Raw genomic sequence first — 18521 nt, forward strand, 5'->3', positions numbered from 1 at the left:
ATGCATTCAGAACTGAACCCGTGGTCGAGTAACCAGACCGTCGATGTGGATCGACTCTTTGCCGAGTTCGGCATCGAGCCGATCGGTGAGGCCGCAGAGAGGCTTCCCGAAGTACCGTCGTTTATGCGCAGGGGTATCGTCGTCGGACACCGGGACTACAACCTGGTGGCCGACGCCATCAAAAACCGCACCCCGTTTCACGTGCTGACCGGGTTCATGCCTTCAGGCCTCCCGCACCTCGGGCACCTGATGGTCATGAAAGAGGTCGTCTGGCACGTCCGGCAGGGCGGAAACGGCTACATCGCCATCGCCGACCGGGAAGCGCACGCGGTCCGCGGCATATCGTGGGAGAAGTGCCGCGAGTACGGGAAGGAGTATCTCAAGGCCCTCTATGCGCTCGGGTTCGAGGGCACGGCCTACTACCAGAGCAAGAACGAGCGCTTGAAGGACCTTGCGTTCGAGGCGGCCACGAAGGTGAACTTCTCGGAACTCGCGGCGATATACGGGTTCGGGCCCGATACCTCGCTCTCCCATGCCATGAGCGTCGTCACCCAGGTTGCCGATATCCTCTTCCCGCAGCTCGACGCCGGCCCTGCGCCCACGATCGTCCCGGTCGGCCTCGACCAGGACCCGCATATCCGGCTCACCCGGGACGTGGCCTACAAACTCAGGCTCTTCACGGTCGAGGATCGCGGCGACCATATCAGCGTCCGTTCAAAGAACGCATCTGAAGCGGCTATCGAGGCCGTGCACCGCGCTTTCCCCGGCTCGAAGAAGTATGCGGGCCACGTCGACGTCACCGGCCTTCCGCAGGAGCAGGTCGAGGACGCCGTCAGGAAGATCGAGATCGCTCACGGCGGGTTCGGGTTCTACCTCCCTTCGTCGACCTACCACATCTTCATGCCCGGACTCCAGGGCGGGAAGATGTCGAGCAGCGTGCCCGAGAGTTTGTTCGGGTTCTACGAGCCCGATAAATCGGTCAGGAAGAAGGTGATGGGGGCGATGACCGGCGGGCGGATGACGCTTGAGGAACAACAGCGTCTCGGGGGCGAGCCGGACGCCTGCTCGGTCTATCTCCTGAATCTCTTCCACATGCTCGAGGACGACGTGGAGCTCGCCGACCTCCGCCGCCGGTGCGAGAGCGGCGAACTCACCTGCGGGCAGTGCAAGAAGGAGACGTATGAGCGCGTGCAGGCGTTCCTTGTGGAGTTACGGGATAAGATGGATTCAGTCGAGCATCTTGCAGAGGAGGTGTGATGGTGGAACTGACGCTGAACGAGAAGAGGCTCCTGGTCGCCCTGGAGGCGACCGGGTCGGTCGATGCGGCCGTCCTTGCGGAGAAGATGGATGCCCGCCGGGAAGCGGTGGTGCAGTACGCGAACCTCGCCGGGGAGCGGGGGCTTGTGGACGTGGATAAACACGTCTCCCGGCGGTATGTCCCGACGGAGGAGGGGCGGGCTTACATGGAAAAGGGTCTTCCCGAGCGGCAGGTGCTCGAGAGTTTCGAGGAGACGATCTCGATGCGCGACCTCCAGCGCCATCCGCTCGCAAAGATCGCGATCGGCTGGATGCGCAAGAAAGGCTGGATCGCCATCCGCGACGGGGTCGTGGAGAAGACCGGCACGACCGCCCCGGGACCCGATGAGGCCGCGTTTGCACGGCTCTCCGGGAGCGGCGCGATCGAGGACGGCGTTGGGGTTGGCGATCTCGTGAAGCGCGGGCTCGCCATTGAGGAGGAGACCGTCGCCTACACCGTCTCGATCACACCCCGCGGCCGCGAACTCCTCGAGGCAGGGCTCGACCTCCGCGAAGAGGTCGAGACGCTCACCCGCGAGCAGATCCTCTCCGGCGAGTGGAAGGATCTCCCGCTCCGGCGCTACGACGTCACGAAACTCCCCCGGCGCGCCTACCCGGGCAAGACCCACCCCTACCAGCGCATCATCGACGAGATGCGCCGCACCCTCTTCGACATGGGTTTTGAGGAGATGGCGGGCGGGATCGTGCAGAGTTCGTTCTGGAACTTCGACGCCCTCTTCCAGCCGCAGGATCACCCGGCGCGGGAGATGCAGGACACCTTCTTCCTCGGCGAACGCTGGCCGCTCCCGGCGGGGTACGAGTGCGTCCGGGATATGCACGAGCACGGCGGCGAGACCTCGTCCACCGGCTGGGGAGGCACCTGGAGCGCAGCGAAGGCAGAGCAGTGCGTGCTCCGGACGCACACGACGAGCCTCTCCATTCAGCACCTCGCCGCGAACCCGGAGCCGCCGGTACGGGCGTTCTGCATCGGCCGGGTCTACCGGAGGGAGGCGGTCGACCCCACCCACCTCGCGGAGTTCGAGCAGCTCGAAGGGATCGTGATGGACGAAGGAGTGAACTTCCGCCACCTCCTCGGGTTCTTGAAGGAGTTCTACGCCAAGATGGGCTTTGAGAAGGTCCGGTTCCGGCCGGGCTACTTCCCCTACACCGAACCCTCCGTGGAGCCGGAGGTCTACGTCGACGGGCTTGGCTGGGTGGAACTCGGCGGCGCGGGCATCTTCCGGGAGGAGGTGACCGCGCCCTTCGGGATCGAGCACCAGGTCCTCGCGTGGGGCCTCGGGATCAGCCGGGTGGCGATGCTCCGGCTCGGGCTGCGGGATCTCCGGCAGCTCTACAGGAGCGACGTCGAGTGGGTCCGGGAGACGCCCACCTACGGCGGGAGGCGGTGAGCATGGCGATTATAACGTTACCCTACCGGTACCTGGAACGGCTGGCCGGAACCGACCGGCAGACGATCATCGACCGCGTTCCGATGATCGGGGCCGACATCGAGCGGATCGAGGAAGACCACGTGGACGTCGAGTTCTTCCCGGACCGCCCAGACCTCTACTCTCCCGAGGGCGTCGCCCGGGCGATGCGGGGGTTCCTCGGTATCGAAGAGGGGTTGCCGGCCTACGCCGTCCGCCCTTCCGGGATCACCTTCTCGGTCGACCCGGGGCTTGCCGGTATCCGGCCGTATCTCGGTTCGGCGGTGATAAGGAACGTCAACCTCGACGAGGAGGCGATCGAGAGCCTGATGGCCCTCCAGGAGGCCCTCCACTGGGCGGTCGGGCGCGGCCGGGGCAAGGTGGCGATCGGCGTCCATGATCTGGACGCGATCACGCCGCCGTTCCGCTACATCGCCTCGCCCCGGAGCCGATCGTTCGTCCCGCTGGACTTCGAGCGGGAGATGACGATGGAGGAGATGCTCGCCGACCACCCGAAGGGCCGGGACTACGCCCACCTGGTGGAGAACTTCGATCGTTTCCCGCTGATCGTCGATGCCGACGACCGGGTGCTCTCCTTCCCGCCGATCATCAACGGCGAGCTGACGAGGGTCACGTCGGCGACGAAGAACATCCTGCTCGACTGCACCGGCACCGACAGAAAAGCGGTGATGACGGCGGTCAACATCATCTGCACGGCGCTCGCCGAGGCCGGGGCGACGGTCGAGAGTGTCACCGTCGAAGGAGAGGAGATGCCCACGCTTGCGCCGACGGAGAGGGTCGTCTCGGTCGCGGAATGCTCCTCCCTCCTCGGCCTCCCTCTCACGGGAGAGGAGATCTCGCGACTTCTTTGCCGGATGCGGTTCGGGGCGGAGCCTGACGGCGACTCACGGGTCCGGGTGCTCGTCCCCTGCTACCGCGCCGACATCCTCCATGACTGGGACATCTTTGAGGATGTGGCGATCGCCTACGGTTTCGAGAACTTCGATGCAGTCCTCCCGGCGACATCCACGGTCGCAGAGGAGCACCCGATCCCCGCCATCGCGGGAGCGGTAAGGTCGGTGATGATCGGCCTCGGGTATCTTGAGATGATGCCGTTCACCCTCGCGAGCGAACGGGTGCTGTATGAGAAGATGCAGCGCGAGCCCGCTCCCGGAACCCTCCGTCTGCTCCACCCGATCAGCGAGGAGCAGACGGTGGTCCGGACCGACCTCCTCCCTCTCCTGATGGAGATGCTTCAGGCGAACAAGCACCGCGAACTCCCGCAGCGGCTCTTCACGGTGGGCGATGTGGTCGAGGACTGCGTCACCTCCCAGCGGGCCGCGGCGGTGAGCATCCACCCGGCGGCTGACTTCTCCGAGGCCTATGCGGCGGCGGACGTCCTCTGCCGGGAGCTCTCGCTCTCCTACACGGTCACGGAGTCGGCCGATCCGGCGTTCCTCGACGGCCGCCGTGGCGATATCGTCGTCGACGGGAGAATAGTGGGGGTCTTCGGGGAGATTCACCCGGCCGTTCTCAGGGCGTTCGACCTCGAGCACCCGGTCGCGGCGCTCGCGCTCGACCTTACAGCCGTACCGGGATACCCCGCTCTGCCAGGTACTCCTTGACCTGGCGGACGGTGAACTCGCCGTAGTGGAAGACGCTTGCCGCAAGGCAGGCGTCGGCCTTTCCTTCCGTGAACCCTTCGTAGAAGTGGTCGAGCGTCCCCACGCCGCCGCTCGCGACGACCGGAACCCCGACCGCCTCCGAGACCGCTCTCGTGACCGGGATATCGAACCCCTCCTTCGTCCCGTCGGTCTCCATGCTGGTGAGCAGGATCTCCCCCGCCCCGCGCTCCTCGGCCTCCCTCGCCCAGGCGACGGCGTCAAGCCCCGTCCCCCGGCTTCCGCCGTGGGTGACGACCTCGTACCAGCACTCCCGGCCGTCGGCGAGGGCGATCGGGGTCTTTCCCGGCAGCATCTCGTAGTTTCGCCGGACATCGACGGCGACGACGATGCACTGGGTCCCGAACCGTTCCGCTCCCTCCGAGATCAGGCCCGGGTCGGCGACGGCGCTCGAGTTGATGCTCACCTTGTCCGCACCCGCCCGGAGGATCCGGCTCATCTCACCGATCGTCCGGATACCGCCGCCGACGGTGAGCGGGAGGAAGAGTTCGTCGGCCGCACGCTGCACGACATCGACGATCGTGCTCCGGTCCTCTTGTGTGGCGGCGATGTCGAGGAAGACCACCTCGTCCGCGCCCTGCTCGTTGTAGCGCTGGGCGAGTTCCACGGGATCACCGGCGTCCCGCAGGCCGACGAAGTGCGTACCCTTGACGACCCGCCCGTCCTTGAGGTCCAGGCAGGGGATGATCCGCTTGGTCAAAACCATGCTTAGTGGGTTTGAAGGCGAAGGTGATGAGGGTTTCTCACGTCCCCGATGAAACTCGCCGCACCCCTCACGTTTAAGTAATCATGAACGATACTTTTACAGGCAAACCGGAGGATATCCGGGCGGGATAAGAGGTCTGGTGGTTTTTATGGAGTCTGGGGATCTAAAGATTGCGTGGGCGCGGCAGTATATGCCGGTGCTCTCGTCCATTCGGAAGCGTTTTGTCGAGGAGAAGCCGTTTGCCGGCATGACTGTCGGCATGGCCCTGCACGTCGAGGCGAAGACCGCGGTGCTGGTCGAGACGCTCGCGGCAGGCGGGGCCGAGGTGCACATCACGGGGTGCAACCCCCTCTCGACCCAGGACGACGTCTCGACGGCGCTCGGGACCCGGGAAGGCATTCACTCCTACGCCCGCCGGGGAGCGAGCGTCGAGGAGTACTACGCGGCCATCGACCGGGTGCTCGACGCCCGTCCCGCGATCACCATCGACGACGGGATGGACCTGATCTACCGCATCCACACCGAGCGACGGGATGTCCTCGATGCCGTCATCGGCGGGTGCGAGGAGACGACGACCGGCATCCACCGGCTCCGCGCGATGGCACAGGAGGGAGCGCTCAGGTTCCCGGTCGTCGCCGTCAACGACACCCCGATGAAGCACTTCTTCGACAACGTCCACGGGACCGGGGAGAGTTCGCTTGCGTCGGTCATGATCACCACGAACGTCCTCATCGCCGGCAAGAGGTTCGTCGTCGCCGGTTACGGCTACTGCGGCCGGGGGCTCGCGCAGAAGGCCCGGAGCCTCGGCGCCCGGGTCATCGTGACGGAAGTGGATCCCCGTCGGGCGCTCCAGGCGCACATGGACGGGTTCGACGTCACGACGATGGACGATGCGGCACCGCTCGGCGACATCTTCGTCACCACCACCGGGAACACGGGCATCCTCACGGAGCGGCACTTCCCGACCCTGAAGGACGGCGCAATCCTCGCGAACGCCGGCCACTTCAATGTCGAGATCGACGTCGACTGGCTTGCGGCGAACGCGGACTCTACGGTTCACCGGGACGGCATCGACACCTACGTGCTCGATGGGAAGGCCGTCCACGTCCTCGCCGAGGGAAGGCTCGTGAACCTCGCGACGCCGAAGGGCATGGGCCACCCCGTCGAAGTGATGGACCTGAGTTTCGCCGTCCAGGCGCTCTCCGCCGAGTTCATCGCGAAGCACGGCCGCGAGCTCGCTCCCGGCGTCCACGACGTCCCGTCCGTCATCGATGAAGGGATAGCGCGGCTGAAACTCGCCACGCTCGGTATCTCGATCGACCGGCTGACGCCCGAGCAGGTGACCTACATGGGCAGCTGGACGATCGGGACGTAGACTGTCCCTTTTACCCTGGAAGTTCCGGGGTAAATCCACGGCGAGGAGAGATAGACCTGTCTGGACCAGGTGTGCCGTCACGACCTGCGAGCGTCCTCGCCGCCATCCGTCCGCACCATGAACCCGTGGCTGCACTCGCAGCATCGGTACTGTGTGTAGATGCCGCGCTCGGCGGCATTGACAACCCCGATACATTCTCCCGGAGACCCGCACCGAGGGCACACCGGTCTTTTGCCATCGAACCAACGGCCGCATCGAAGGCACTGGTGAGGGGTATGTACCTCCGGATCGACGGCAACGGCATCCTCGATGTAGCGTCGGCACCCACAGAAGGGACAGGGAGCGCGGGTGCCGTCCCCGTTGTCATCCGGCGGGCATGTGATCCCTGTCCTCCGATCCGAACCGCGCACACGGCACCCCCTCCTGCTTTGCATGAGGTCGATCTCCTCTAATGGAGTTTCTTCTTGCATTTCAATCTCCTATCCGCGGTTTTCGGCAAGTCGAAACCGGCCAGCCCGCTCTGTCGCATACATCGGTGTTGGGCTACCGACGGCTTAATGATACCTATGGGTATCTCATGGTATCTTGCCGGAAAAATAAAAACAATGTAATATAATCGTTCAAATGGAATCTCTGAATGGAATAATGGGTCTTCCCGACAGCGTCTCAAGCAAACAGGTGGGCGTACGACTGCCAGGTCACCTCTACCGGTGGCTGAAGGATAAAGTTGACAACGGCGAGTACTCGAATATGGCACAGTCCGTCATCGGGGAACTGACGAAGGTCAAGACGCTCGAAGAGGCTCGATGCCGGGAGACCACGGCATACGGCATTTATGAGGATGAACCCCTCTCCCGTATGGTGAACGAGCGCATTGAGGGGGTCCGCCGCGAGCTCCTTGATGAAGTGAAACGGCGGCGTGCCTGATCGTCGATCATTCGCCCGGCTGGGTGCGTCTTTCTGCGGCCGTACCGGTCGTGCGGCACCCCTGTGTGAGGCGGGAAATCTTCTTGCTCCGGGACGATCGACCCGAAAATCCGGTAGTGCCCTACGAAACAACTGGTTATCTGAGATCCCATCCCGGTGTTCCCGCTTGCATGCTGGTCAGGTGCACGGCTTTCCATCGGGTATCGCCATGACTGCCCCCGCCCTTGAGGAGCGGGGGAGGAGCGCGAAGCGCGGGTGGGGTGGGGTGGGGTTGATGACGGGCACGGATCTTTACGCGTTGGAGATAGGGGAGGGGAAGACCCTCCCCACGAGCCGCCACCCCCATGGCGATAGCCACCACGGCCCACAGCATGAGGACATGCTTGAAAGAATTGGTCGAACTCAGAGACAGACCGGGTCCGGCACCAATCTCGTCAGGGATGAACGACAGCCGGAAGAGGGTGGGCTTTACCAGAGCCCGATAACGGAAATTTTCGGTCGGATCCACCGAGATCGATTATCAGTTCTATGCTAGAGCACTACCGAAAATCCTTTCGAAATCTTCTTTTCCGTCGTTCCGGCACCGCCTGCCCACAGGCCACTCATCCGACTGATGCCCCGCACTTCGCCCATCTCCGGGTGGCGGATCTCCGGAAACGACGCATACTTTTTATGCTCGTCGAGCCGGTAAACCAAATATCGTTTATATTGGCTCTAAATCATCTAAATTAAATATACCGTGCCGCAATTCTTTATGAACAAGGTGTCAGTATTATGAAAGTCCCAACCCCGGCAACCCTTGTTGCCATATGTCTTCTGATGATCGCCGGTCTCCTGGTCGCGGGATGCACGACCACCGAGCAGGCACCCGAAACGACGACCCTGACGGTCTTTACCGCCGCATCGCTCACGGGAGCCTTCACGGATATCGGCAAGGCCTACGAGGCACAGAACGAGAACGTCAAGGTCGACTTCGTCTTCGACGGCTCACAGACCCTCCGCACCCAGATCGAGCAGGGCGCGAATGCGGACATCTTCGTCTCCGCGAGCACGAAGCACATGAAGGCGCTCCAGGACGGTGGGTTCATGGAGAACAGCACCGTAACTCCGTTCCTCGGGAACAGCCTGGCCCTGATCGTCCCGGTGGAAAACCAGGCAGGGATTGCCGGTGTTGCCGACCTGAACAAACCGGGTGTGAAACTCGTCATCGGCACCAAGGACGTTCCCTTCGGCGACTACACCCGGCAGATGCTCGACAAGATGGCCGCCGATCCGGCCTACGGCCAGGCCTACAAGGACGCCGTGATGAAGAACGTCGTCTCCGAGGAGACGGCGGTGAGCTCCGTGGTGCCCAAACTGGCGCTCGGCGAGGCGGATGCGGCGATCGTCTACAAGTCGGACGTTTCAAAAGACGACCTGACCAAGGTGACCCGGTTCGATATCCCGGCCGAGTACAACGTCGTGGCCACCTACCCGCTCGGCATCCTTGCGGAGTCGGCGAGCAAGACTGAAGCAGCGTCGTTCATAGCCTTCGTCCGGGGTCCGGACGGCAGCGCCATCCTGACAGAATATGGTTTTGACCCAATCTCCGGCTGAACACTGGAGATCCGCGCACGGCGGCCGGACGGTGTTATGGAGGGCGGTCCTCACCCTTCTCACCGCCGCCCTTCTTGCGCTCTTCCTCCTCTTCATCACGCTGCCGGTAGCCTCGCTCTTCCTGAGGATATCACCTGAGGAGTTCCTCAGCTCCCTCACCGAACCGGTGGTGCTCGATGCGCTCTCGCTCTCCTTTGTCACCGCGACGGTGAGCACGGTGATCGTCGTCCTCTTCGGAACGCCGCTTGCCCTGGTGAATGCCCGGCGCGACTACCGGGGCAGGGAACTCGTCGACACTCTCACGGATCTCCCCATCGTCCTCCCGCCGGCGGTGGCGGGTCTCGCGCTGCTGATGGCCTTCGGTCGCCGGGGCGTGGTCGGGCAGTACCTCGACCTCTTCGGCATCCAGATCGGGTTCACCACGCTTGCGGTGGTAATGGCCCAGGTCTTCGTCGCCTCGCCGTTCTACATCCGGCAGGCACGGGCGAGTTTCGAGGCGGTCGACAGCCTCTACGAGGATGCGGCGCGGACGCTCGGGGCCTCCCCCGGGACGGTCGCCCTCCGGATCACCATCCCGCTTGCGCAGGCCGGACTCGTCTCCGGTGCGATCCTCTCGTTTGCCCGGGCGCTCGGTGAGTTCGGTGCCACGATCATGTTTGCCGGGAACTTCCAGGGCAGGACCCAGACGATGCCCCTTGCGATCTACACGACCATGCAGGGAGACATGAACGCCGCGATCAGCCTCTCCATCATCCTCGTCGTGATATCGTTCGCCGTGATATCCGCCGTGAAGATCGTCACCCGGAGGAAGTACTGATGCTCTCCATCCATACCGTCCGAGAGCTGCGGGACTACGTCCTCGATGTCACGCTCTCGGTCCGGTCCGGCGAGACCCTCGTCCTCATCGGTGAGAACGGGTCGGGCAAGTCCACGGTGCTGAACCTGATCTCCGGCATCCTCACCCCCGATCGTGGCGAAGTCACCCTCGGGGACAGGACGCTCTTCTCGTCTGAAGGGAAGACCAATATCCCTCCCGAGAACCGGAAGGTCGGCCACCTCTTCCAGTCCTACGCCCTCTTCCCGCACATGACCGTCGCCGAGAACGTGGCGTTCGGCCTCCGGTGCCGGAAGGTTCCGCGGCCAACGATCGCCTTTTCCGTGGCGAACCAGCTCCGCGTAATGCACCTCGCCGACCTCGCAGACGTCAACGTCGGCCGGCTCTCGGGTGGGCAGCGGCAGCGGGTGGCCCTCGCCCGGGCGCTGGTGCTCAACCCGGACCTTCTCCTCCTCGACGAGCCGCTCGCGGCCGTCGATATGCGGGCTCAAGGTGCGATGCGGAGCGAACTCCGCGGCCGGATAAAGAACGCCGACATCCCCTGCATCGTCGTCACCCACAACCTCCGCGACGCCCTTGAACTCGGCGACCGGCTCTGCCTCCTTGAAGAGGGGCGGGTGGTGGCCGACGGGACGCCGGAGGAGGTCCTTTCGATGCGGGAGAACGGGTTCATCGAGAGTTTTGCCGGATAACGTCCCGCAACGGCTTTATGCCCCCTGCCCCCATCACTGGTCACGGCAGGGGGCCGCCGGACTCCCGCCCCCCCAGGAAACGATCATGAAGAAGAACACGGTGCTGATCCTCGCCCTCCTCGCGGTTGCCGCACTTCTGCCGGGAGCGGCCGCAGGGGAGACCTCCATCGAGTACTCGTTCAACGAGTCGCACGCGGAGGTATATGAACAGATGCTCGCAGAGAACGCGTCGGTGGGCGAGTACTACGAGCGGGTCTGCCCTGAGTTCCTGGAGAGCATGCCCCCGGAGACGAGGGCGCACCTCTACAGCACGACGATGCGCGGGTACCGGGATCTCGCTTCCGACAGCAGGGTGGTGTTCGTGCCCCCGGAAAAACAGGTTGCAATCGGTATGGCCTCCCCCGTGCTCGGGGTCTGTGGAGTGCCCGTTCCCCTCTACAGCGTCGGGCTCCTGGCTCTCTTCGGCGTCGTCATCCTTGCCCTGCTCGCGGCGGTCGCACTCGTCCTGGAGCGGGTCCGTAAGAAGGAGGAGTGACGCCTCGTTTCTGGCCCCGTGCGGGGTAACTCACTTTGCGAGACCTCGCCTTGCCTGTGTATCTTCCTCATCTGTCATCCAGACCGCGGCGAATGCTCTTCCATGGTGGTGATGTGAATTGCAGGAAAATTTACGAAAGGGTTCGCGAGGGAGACTTCCCCCTCTCCATCCAGTGAAGAGATATGTAGTGGCCCCACCCCTCCCGCGCTTCGCGCTCCTCCCCCGCCCGCGAGGGGCGGGGGCAGTCATGGCGATAGTTGGTGGGAAGCCGTACACTACTAGAACGTTGCGTTCAGCGCCCCGGCACGCCATGCAGATCGTTGTGCCTGATCAATATTTCCGATAGACCTTACTCCGGTCTCCGACCTCGACCAGGGTGATTATCATGGTATTACCTTCGATGGTGAGGACCGCTCGATACTGCCCAACACGAAAAGAGTACAGGGGATTGCGTGAATGCCCTTTCATCTTTTTGACATAAGATTTAGGGTTCGGTTCATCTGCCAGAGCACAGAGTTCATCCTTAATTCGTTTGCGATCAAATTCCGGGATGATATCGAGGTCCCGCTCGGCGCCTGCCGTGATGAGCAGTCGCCATATCATAGGCCACGTTCCTGCACATACTCCTCGAAGGGACGAACTCTACCGGCACGGATGTCGTCAAAGGATTCTTCAATCTTCTTCATGGACTCTTCGGAGAGCGGTTCCGGATCATACGCCATGTCAAGGAGGCGGTTCAGCGTCTCGTCGTAGGTCTCTCGCGGATGGATCTTTACATCATCCAGGCGAGACTTGGTTTCCGGTTGAAGTTGAATCGTCGTAACCATAGTATTCTATGGGGTCATATTGAGTATAATGGTTACTCCATGGTGATCTCTTCGATGAGAGCACGGTGAAGCGGAGGGTTCCTGGCAGTATGCCAAATGCCGACATGTACCGTCAGCGTATAACACAGAATGGCGGGGCCCCGCTTTCATCCCGGAGCGTGCAGAGGGGCTCTTCATGCTCTGCCCCGAAGAGGCGCCTCATCCTGAAAAACGGTAACCCCATCAGCCTGATGGCGAGAATAATCGTATATGTCCCGGCACCGTGACCCGTCACGGCGCCCCCGCCCGGCGCGCCGGGCCGCGTGCGCAGTAGAGATACTCCTGCGCGTACCCGGCATACTCCCCGAAGTAGTCCCGTGCAAATCGCCGGATCCGCTCGTATTCCGCCGGGGTGCAGTTTTTGCCGGTAAGATCCGGGAGATACGTCTCCCCCACGATCCGGCGTATCCAGACATCGACCGGGAACGCCTCGAAGAACCCGAACGCAAAGAGGAGCACGCAGTCCGCCGCCTTCGGCCCGACGCCCCGGAGTTGCATCAGCGCCTGCCGCGCCTCCTCGAACGGAAGGGCGGCGACCCGTTCCGCCCAGTCCGGGTCCTCGGAAGCGAGGCGGGCGGCATCGCAGAGATAGTCCGTCCGGTAGCCGAGTTTGCAGTCCCATAAGTCTCCGTGCGAAACCCCGGCGAGCGCCTCCGGCTCCGGGAACGCGTATGCCCTGCCGGAGGGGTTGTCCACCGGTTCCCCGTAGCGCTCCGCCATCAGTGCGACCCGCCGCTTCACCGCCGGGATGTTCGTGTTCGTGGCGCAGAGGTAGGAGACCAGGCACTCCCACGGCGGCTGCCTGACAAGCCGGAGGCCGCGGCACTCCCGGATGGCGGCGCCTATCGCCGGGTCGCGGTCGATCGACGAGAGGATCGCCGGGAGATCCTGATCGAGCCGGAAGTAGTCGCAAACGAACCCCGCATCCGCCCCCTCGAATGTGAGGAGGTCTCCATCCTGGCGTATCCGGACGGCCCGGTCGTCGACGACCCCCCGCCACCACCCATCCGTCTTCTCCCAGCGGAACGCCTGCCCGCAGGCGAGTGTCAGGTCGAGGTCGAACGGCTGGTCTGCCCGAAGCACGATCGTCATCATGGCCGGTCAGTCCGGCGGAAGAAAATGAAATTATTCTTTCTTCTCATCCTTCATCTGCTGGTAGACGCAGGACTGGACGTCCTGGCCGAGTTTCCCGATCGCGTCCGCCCGGCAGCGTGCGCAGTGGCGCATCTGCTTGATGTAGGGTTCGCACCGGTCCTGCATCTCCCGCTTCTCCTTCGGCGTCGGGGGGGTTATCCCGGCGAACTTGTACTGCGGGATGATCGGGATGACGTTGAAGGTGAACGCCCCCATCTCGCCGACCTTCTTCGCGATCTCGGGGATGTGCTCGTCGTTGATCCCGGGGATGTAGACGGTGTTTATCTTGACAAGCATCTTCTTTGCCACCGCCATCTCGATCCCCTTCATCTGCTGGGAGAGGAGGAGTTCGGCCGCCTCGCGCCCGTGGTACTTCTTCCCGCCGTACTCGACCCAGGAGTAGATCTTCTCGCCGATCGCCGGATCGATGGCGTTGAGCGTGACCGTGACGTTCCCGACATCGTACTTCGCGAGTTCCTCGATCGACTCGGGAAGCATGAGACCGTTCGTGCTGATGCACATGATCAGGCGCGGGAACTCAGTGTGGATCAGCCGCAGCGCCTCGAAGGTCTCGGGGTTTGCAAGCGGTTCGCCCGGCCCTGCGATCCCGACCACCTTCACGTAGGGATGTTCCTTCATGACCTTCCGCACGAGGTCGAGCGCTTCCTCCGGGGAGAGCACCCTGCTCGTCACGCCCGGCCGGCTCTCGTTCACGCAGTCGAAGTCCCGTATGCAGTAGTTGCACTGGATGTTGCACTTCGGGGCTACGGGGACGTGGCACCTCCCGAAGGCGTGGCACGCTTTATCGGAGTAACAGGGGTGCTCGTTGATCTTGCGTAACTGCTCAGGATCGTAGGGAACCTCCCTGCCCTGGACCGTCGCGGTCCGATACTCGTCGGCCATATAATTGATCTATGTGCCGGAGGACATTTTATACTGATGGGTGCCGGCCCGCCCCGGGGGACAAAAAATTGTGGGGTCAGGCCGTCTCCTGGCCGAGATCGAACGACGGGCGATCCTTACCGGTCTCGCGCGTCTCCCGCTCCGGCTCCATCCCGAACCGTTCCTCCGCGGCTCTCAGGATCCGGCCGAGCATCTCGGGGTAGGTCAGGCCCGCGTACTTTGCCATCCTGGCGAGGTGGCCGTCCCAGCACCAGCCAGGGTTCGGGTTGACCTCGAGGAGTTTCGGGTTGCCCTGCTCGTCGAGCCGCCAGTCGAACCGGCAGTAGTCGCGGCACTCCAGCCGCTCGAAGAGGGCGAGACAGCACCGCACGATCACCTTCTCGGTCTCCTCGGGGAGATCCGCTGGTTTCGACGTCACCTTCCAGTAAGGCGAGTCCGGGAGCCACTTCGCTTCGTAGCCGCAGAGCCGGGGGAGGTCTGGGGGCAGGGCGGAGTAGTCCTCCTCGATGACGGGCAGCACCATGCTGTATCCCGACGGGTTCCCGATGATGCCGACGCTGATGTCCTTTCCCGTGAGGAACTCCTCGACGAGGAGCGAGCACCCGTAGCCGAGCGTCGCCCGGAGCGTCGTGATGATCTCGGAGAGCTCCTCGATGGTGTGGGCGATGCTCTCTTGCGTGATGCCGAACGAGGAATCGCCCGCGTTCGGCTTGACGATCGCCGGAAACTTCATCCCGGCATCGTAGGTGCGGTCGCCCGGAGTGATGAAACAGGCGTCCGGCACCGGTATCCCCATCTCTTTTGCGATCCCCCGGACGAGCGATTTGTCGTAGCAGAACGCGAGCGACTGCGGGCCGGCCCCGGTGTAGGGGATGGCGTAGATCTCAAGGAGCGCCGGCACGTGAAGTTCCTTTCTCGGGTCGTTGTTGAACCCCTCGTCGCAGAGGTTGAAGACGTAGTCCACCTTCCCCTTCAGCCGCGGGAGATCCTGGACCAGCGTATCGTGTTTACAGAGGTAGGTGAACCGGTAGCCGGGGAGTTCCCGCAGCGCCGCCTTCATCTGGTCGATGGTGTAGAAATCGTCGTCGTCGAAGGTGCAGGAGGGTTTCAGGGCGTCGGGTTTGGCCGGATCGCCGAGGACCACCGCGACGTGTTTTGCCCGTTCCTGGCTCTTCGTCTTCGTCGCCGACCACTCCTTCCTGACGTGCGCGGTGACGATGTGGCGGCGCTCCATCATCCCGAGGTCCTGGTTGCGCTGCGACTCGGTCGCGATATCATGGGAGTCGATCCCGGAGAAACCCGCCCGTTCCAGGAGCCGCCGGAGCGCGTCGGGGGTGTAGAGGTGCTCGGCGTAGAACTGGTCGGCCACGACGCCTTTCTCGACGTCCGTGATCACCTCACGGGATATCAGGCGCTGTTCGTCGAATGAGAGCGACCTCTCGCGGCAGACGAACATGGTATCGTCGATCCACTCCCACGACCTCGGCTGGAAGTGCTCGCGCAGGTACTCGCCGTCGGCGACGTCCAGGAGCACCCGCCCCCAGGGTTTGAGGATACGCCGGATCTCGGTGAGGATCCGCACGTCTTCCTCGACGGAGTCGAAGTAGCCGAAACTGTTTCCGAGGATGAGGACGACGTCGTAGGTGTCGGTGCGGTAGGGGAGCCGCCGGGCGTCTCCCTCCCGGAACCGGATAGGGAGCGCCTCTCTCTTCGCGGTCGACCGGGCTCGCTGGATCAGGTAGTGGGACTGGTCGAGGCCTTCGACGTTGTAGCCCCTGCGCGCGAGTTCGAGGGTGTGCCTGCCCTGGCCGCAGCAGAGGTCGAGAACCCTCTCGTGGGGCTGGAGGTGCAGGACCCGGACGATCCGGTCGATCTCCCGCTCGGTGATGCCGGGGTCGTCGACGACGTCGCCATCGGTCTTCAGGTAGAGACGATTGAAGATGCCCCGCCACCAGTCGGGCTTTACGTGCTCCTCAAGGTTCGGGACCGGCCCCATCGTCTTCCTGTCCCGGCGTTTACCTTTGCGCCTGCTATCGGGAGGTTCGTCGGTGTGGACGTCGTCCGTCATGCCGGCCCACTCTCCCTGACTCCGTTTCCGGAATAGGACTGGTGTTCTGCCGGGTTGCAAAAGAGAACGGTTATCGTGTACATAGTTGGATGATCTCTCGATAGGATGGTATCGATAAAAGCATTGCGCCATGTTCCTCTTTCTGGAGGAAAACAGCCCATTTAGGGGCGGGTTCCGGCTCTGGTCTACCCCGAACACGCACCCCCTCTCCGCCCCCGGACCCCTGAGAAACACCTTTTTATGCAGGCAGGTAGTTTGACTATGTGCAGACTATCTGCATGGTTGAAGTATATGGAAGAGAGATACCCCCGCAGGGGCCCCAGATCGTTCCAGGACCGGCCCCGAGAGTTCCACAAAGCAGTCTGCGGTGACTGCGGCAAAGCGTGTGAAGTTCCGTTCAAGCCGACGGAGGGTCGACCCGTCTACTGCCTCGACTGCCTCCCGAAGCACAGAAAACCCCGGTTCTGAGTAGCCAGTAAGAATACTGAATCCTTGAGTGAGTGAAATTCCAATGGAAGAGAGATATCCCCGCAGGGGCCCCCGTTCCTATGACGACCGCCCCCGTGAGTTCCACAAGGCGGTCTGTTCCGACTGCGGCAAAGCGTGTGAAGTTCCGTTCAAGCCGACCGAAGGCAGACCCGTCTATTGCCGGGACTGCCTCCCGAAGCACAGAAAACCCCGATTTTAACCTTTTTTTTAACCGCCGTCACACGACGAGCCGTCTTCGCATCAGCCTGATGGCGAGGAGGAAGAAGATCACGGTAGCCGCCGCGATCCAGGCGAGGTTGAGGAGGTTCATCGGCGAAAACGCCGCGAGCGTGATCGCCCGGTTGATGCTGACGACGTGCGTGAGCGGCAGAGCGGCGAGGGCGAAGTACTGGATCGGTTCCGGTAAGAGGTCGAGCGGGAAGAACGTCCCCGAGAAGAGGAACATCGGGGTGATGAAGAGGAACGAGGGGTAGTTCAGCGCATCGATGCTCGGTGTGATCGCCGTGAAGCACATCGCGATGCCCGCGAAGAGGAGACCGGCGAGGAACGCGAAGGGTATGAGGAGCAGGGACGACGGCATGGCGACGACGCCGAAGATGAGGAGGACGGGGAGCATCAGTGTGGCGTAGATCATCCCCCGTGTGGCGCCCCAGAGCATCTCGCCGGCGATCACCTCGTCGATGCTGACGGGTGTCGCGATGATTGCGTCAAACGTCTTCTGGTAGTACATCCGGACGAAGGAGGAGTAAGTACACTCGAAGAAGGCCGAGTACATCACCGATATCGAGACGAGGGCGGGCGCGATGAAGACGGGGTAGGGGATCCCGTCGACCGCCTCGATGTAAGTCCCGAGACCGAACCCCAGCGCGAGGAGGTAGAGGACCGGCTCGACGAAGGGCGGGATGAAGTTCACCCGGTAGGTCCTGAGGAAGGCGTCCCAGTTCCTCCGCCAGACACTCCGGACTCTCGTGGTGATGTCGACCATCGCTACTCCCGCAGTCTCCTCCCCGCCATCCGCAGGAAGACGTCCTCGAGGGTTGCCGGCCTGACCGTCACCGCCGCCTCGTGCCGGCAGACCTCGAGCAGCTCCTGTGCGATCTCGTTCGGGCGGTCCGTGAATACCTGGAGGACGTCGCCGGCAAGGTCGTAGTTCACTCCGAGTTCTTCCAGGCGGGCGACCGCCTTCTCTGTCCGCTCGACCTCGACGACGTTGCTCCCGGCATGTTCCCGGATGAGGTCCGCCGGGGCGCCCTCGATGAGGATCCTGCCGTGGTCCATGATCACCAGCCGGTCACAGAGGCGTTCCGCTTCGTCGAGGTAGTGGGTGGTGAGGACGAGGGTGTTTCCTTCGGCCTGGAGGCTCCTGAGTTTCTCCCAGATCAGGTGCCGCGCCTGCGGGTCGAGCCCGATGGTGGGTTCGTCGAGGATGAGCAGTTCGGGTTCGTTGACGAGCGCCCGGGCGATGATCAGCCGCCGTTTCATCCCGCCCGAGAGGTTGTCGACCAGGACGTCCCGTTTCTCCTCTAACTGCATGAACGCGAGGAGTTCGCCGGCCCGCTTCTCCGCCTCCCGCTTCGGTATGCCGAAGTACCGGGCGTAGATCAGCAGGTTCCGGTAGGCCGAGAAATCCGGGTCGAGGTTGTTCTCCTGCGGCACCACCCCGAGCCGACTCTTGATCCGGCGCGCCTGAGTGTCGACGTCCATGCCGAAGACCTCCAGGGTTCCGCCGGATTTGGGGGAGATGCACTGGATCATCTTCATGGCCGTCGTCTTCCCCGCTCCGTTCGGGCCGAGAAACCCGAAGACCTCCCCTTCCCTGACCCGGAAGGCGATCCGGTCGACAGCGACGAGGTCGCCGAACCGCTTCAAGAGGTCGTGCGCTACGATGACGTCCCCGATCGTTTTCCCTCCCTGGAGCCAGTGGAGTCGTGCGACTACAACATTCTTTCGCTCAGCCTTTTTGCCTGAGGGGGCAAACTGCTCTTATCCA

The 18521-nt window shown here is 63.1% G+C and carries 19 protein-coding genes; 11 read left to right on the forward strand and 8 right to left on the reverse strand.

Annotated features, from left to right (window positions below; all coding sequences use genetic code 11):
* Genes FKB36_RS03250 through pheT form a run of 3 tightly spaced genes read left to right on the forward strand, consistent with a single transcriptional unit; the run spans position 1 to position 4348 of the window.
* A complete protein-coding gene (locus tag FKB36_RS03250; protein ID WP_261596587.1) occupies positions 1 to 1257 on the forward strand; it encodes a tryptophan--tRNA ligase in 1257 nt (418 codons plus the stop codon).
* Between the two features lie 2 nt (positions 1258 to 1259).
* Positions 1260 to 2705: a phenylalanine--tRNA ligase subunit alpha gene (pheS, locus tag FKB36_RS03255; RefSeq protein WP_261596658.1), complete on the forward strand. Its 1446-nt coding sequence runs from the start codon at positions 1260 to 1262 to the stop codon at positions 2703 to 2705.
* Between the two features lie 2 nt (positions 2706 to 2707).
* Positions 2708 to 4348, forward strand: coding sequence for a phenylalanine--tRNA ligase subunit beta (gene pheT, locus FKB36_RS03260; RefSeq protein WP_261596588.1), 1641 nt, complete (start codon positions 2708 to 2710; stop codon positions 4346 to 4348).
* Here pheT and hisF read toward each other — a convergent pair.
* Positions 4305 to 5111: an imidazole glycerol phosphate synthase subunit HisF gene (hisF, locus tag FKB36_RS03265; RefSeq protein ID WP_261596589.1), complete on the reverse strand. Its 807-nt coding sequence runs from the start codon at positions 5109 to 5111 to the stop codon at positions 4305 to 4307. The genes pheT and hisF overlap by 44 nt on opposite strands.
* Before the next feature lie 148 nt (positions 5112 to 5259).
* On the opposite strand from hisF, the gene FKB36_RS03270 reads away from it, so the two are divergent.
* The 6 genes from FKB36_RS03270 (at position 5260) to FKB36_RS03295 (ending at position 11071) form a co-directional block, all read left to right on the forward strand.
* Positions 5260 to 6486: an adenosylhomocysteinase gene (locus FKB36_RS03270; protein ID WP_261596590.1), complete on the forward strand. Its 1227-nt coding sequence runs from the start codon at positions 5260 to 5262 to the stop codon at positions 6484 to 6486.
* Positions 6487 to 7131: 645 nt separating this feature from the next.
* Positions 7132 to 7413 (forward strand): hypothetical protein, encoded by a 282-nt coding sequence (locus FKB36_RS03275; RefSeq protein WP_261596591.1) that lies wholly within the window; start codon positions 7132 to 7134, stop codon positions 7411 to 7413.
* Between the two features lie 774 nt (positions 7414 to 8187).
* Positions 8188 to 9009, forward strand: coding sequence for a molybdate ABC transporter substrate-binding protein (modA, locus tag FKB36_RS03280; RefSeq protein WP_261596592.1), 822 nt, complete (start codon positions 8188 to 8190; stop codon positions 9007 to 9009).
* Complete coding sequence (locus FKB36_RS03285; protein ID WP_261596593.1) at positions 8990 to 9826, forward strand: ABC transporter permease; 837 nt, start codon at positions 8990 to 8992, stop codon at positions 9824 to 9826. Before modA ends, FKB36_RS03285 begins: the two co-directional genes overlap by 20 nt.
* Positions 9826 to 10536, forward strand: a complete 711-nt coding sequence (locus FKB36_RS03290; RefSeq protein ID WP_261596594.1) for an ABC transporter ATP-binding protein — start codon at positions 9826 to 9828, stop codon at positions 10534 to 10536. The genes FKB36_RS03285 and FKB36_RS03290 overlap by 1 nt, the downstream gene beginning before the upstream one ends.
* A gap of 85 nt (positions 10537 to 10621) precedes the next feature.
* Complete coding sequence (locus tag FKB36_RS03295; protein WP_261596595.1) at positions 10622 to 11071, forward strand: hypothetical protein; 450 nt, start codon at positions 10622 to 10624, stop codon at positions 11069 to 11071.
* 330 nt (positions 11072 to 11401) lie between these two features.
* On the opposite strand, the gene FKB36_RS03300 is transcribed toward FKB36_RS03295, so the two are convergent.
* The 5 genes from FKB36_RS03300 to FKB36_RS03320 form a co-directional block, all read right to left on the reverse strand.
* Positions 11402 to 11674: a type II toxin-antitoxin system RelE family toxin gene (locus FKB36_RS03300; RefSeq protein ID WP_261596596.1), complete on the reverse strand. Its 273-nt coding sequence runs from the start codon at positions 11672 to 11674 to the stop codon at positions 11402 to 11404.
* A complete protein-coding gene (locus tag FKB36_RS03305) occupies positions 11671 to 11898 on the reverse strand; it encodes a DUF7557 family protein (protein ID WP_261596597.1) in 228 nt (75 codons plus the stop codon). Before FKB36_RS03305 ends, FKB36_RS03300 begins: the two co-directional genes overlap by 4 nt.
* Positions 11899 to 12168: 270 nt before the next feature.
* Positions 12169 to 13032: a DNA-3-methyladenine glycosylase family protein gene (locus FKB36_RS03310; protein ID WP_261596598.1), complete on the reverse strand. Its 864-nt coding sequence runs from the start codon at positions 13030 to 13032 to the stop codon at positions 12169 to 12171.
* Positions 13033 to 13062: 30 nt separating this feature from the next.
* The gene (nifB, locus tag FKB36_RS03315) at positions 13063 to 13974 is read right to left on the reverse strand and encodes a nitrogenase cofactor biosynthesis protein NifB (RefSeq protein ID WP_261596599.1); all 912 of its coding nucleotides are present in this window, start codon (positions 13972 to 13974) and stop codon (positions 13063 to 13065) included.
* 76 nt (positions 13975 to 14050) lie between these two features.
* Entirely contained in the window at positions 14051 to 16042 is a 1992-nt protein-coding gene (locus FKB36_RS03320; RefSeq protein ID WP_261596600.1) for a methyltransferase domain-containing protein, read from the reverse strand.
* Positions 16043 to 16333: 291 nt separating this feature from the next.
* On the opposite strand from FKB36_RS03320, the gene FKB36_RS03325 reads away from it, so the two are divergent.
* Positions 16334 to 16510, forward strand: a complete 177-nt coding sequence (locus FKB36_RS03325; RefSeq protein ID WP_261596601.1) for a CxxC-x17-CxxC domain-containing protein — start codon at positions 16334 to 16336, stop codon at positions 16508 to 16510.
* 43 nt (positions 16511 to 16553) lie between these two features.
* On the forward strand, positions 16554 to 16730 hold the full coding sequence (locus FKB36_RS03330; protein ID WP_261596602.1) for a CxxC-x17-CxxC domain-containing protein: 177 nt from the start codon (positions 16554 to 16556) through the stop codon (positions 16728 to 16730).
* A gap of 18 nt (positions 16731 to 16748) precedes the next feature.
* On the opposite strand, the gene FKB36_RS03335 is transcribed toward FKB36_RS03330, so the two are convergent.
* Both FKB36_RS03335 and FKB36_RS03340 read right to left on the reverse strand, forming a co-directional pair.
* Positions 16749 to 17516, reverse strand: coding sequence for an ABC transporter permease (locus FKB36_RS03335; protein ID WP_261596603.1), 768 nt, complete (start codon positions 17514 to 17516; stop codon positions 16749 to 16751).
* A 2-nt stretch (positions 17517 to 17518) separates the two neighbouring features.
* Positions 17519 to 18400: an ABC transporter ATP-binding protein gene (locus FKB36_RS03340; RefSeq protein ID WP_261596604.1), complete on the reverse strand. Its 882-nt coding sequence runs from the start codon at positions 18398 to 18400 to the stop codon at positions 17519 to 17521.
* Positions 18401 to 18521 lie beyond the last annotated feature (121 nt).

The sequence above is a fragment of the Methanoculleus formosensis genome (genome assembly GCF_025384765.1).
In the GTDB taxonomy this organism is placed as follows: Archaea; Halobacteriota; Methanomicrobia; order Methanomicrobiales; family Methanoculleaceae; genus Methanoculleus; species Methanoculleus formosensis.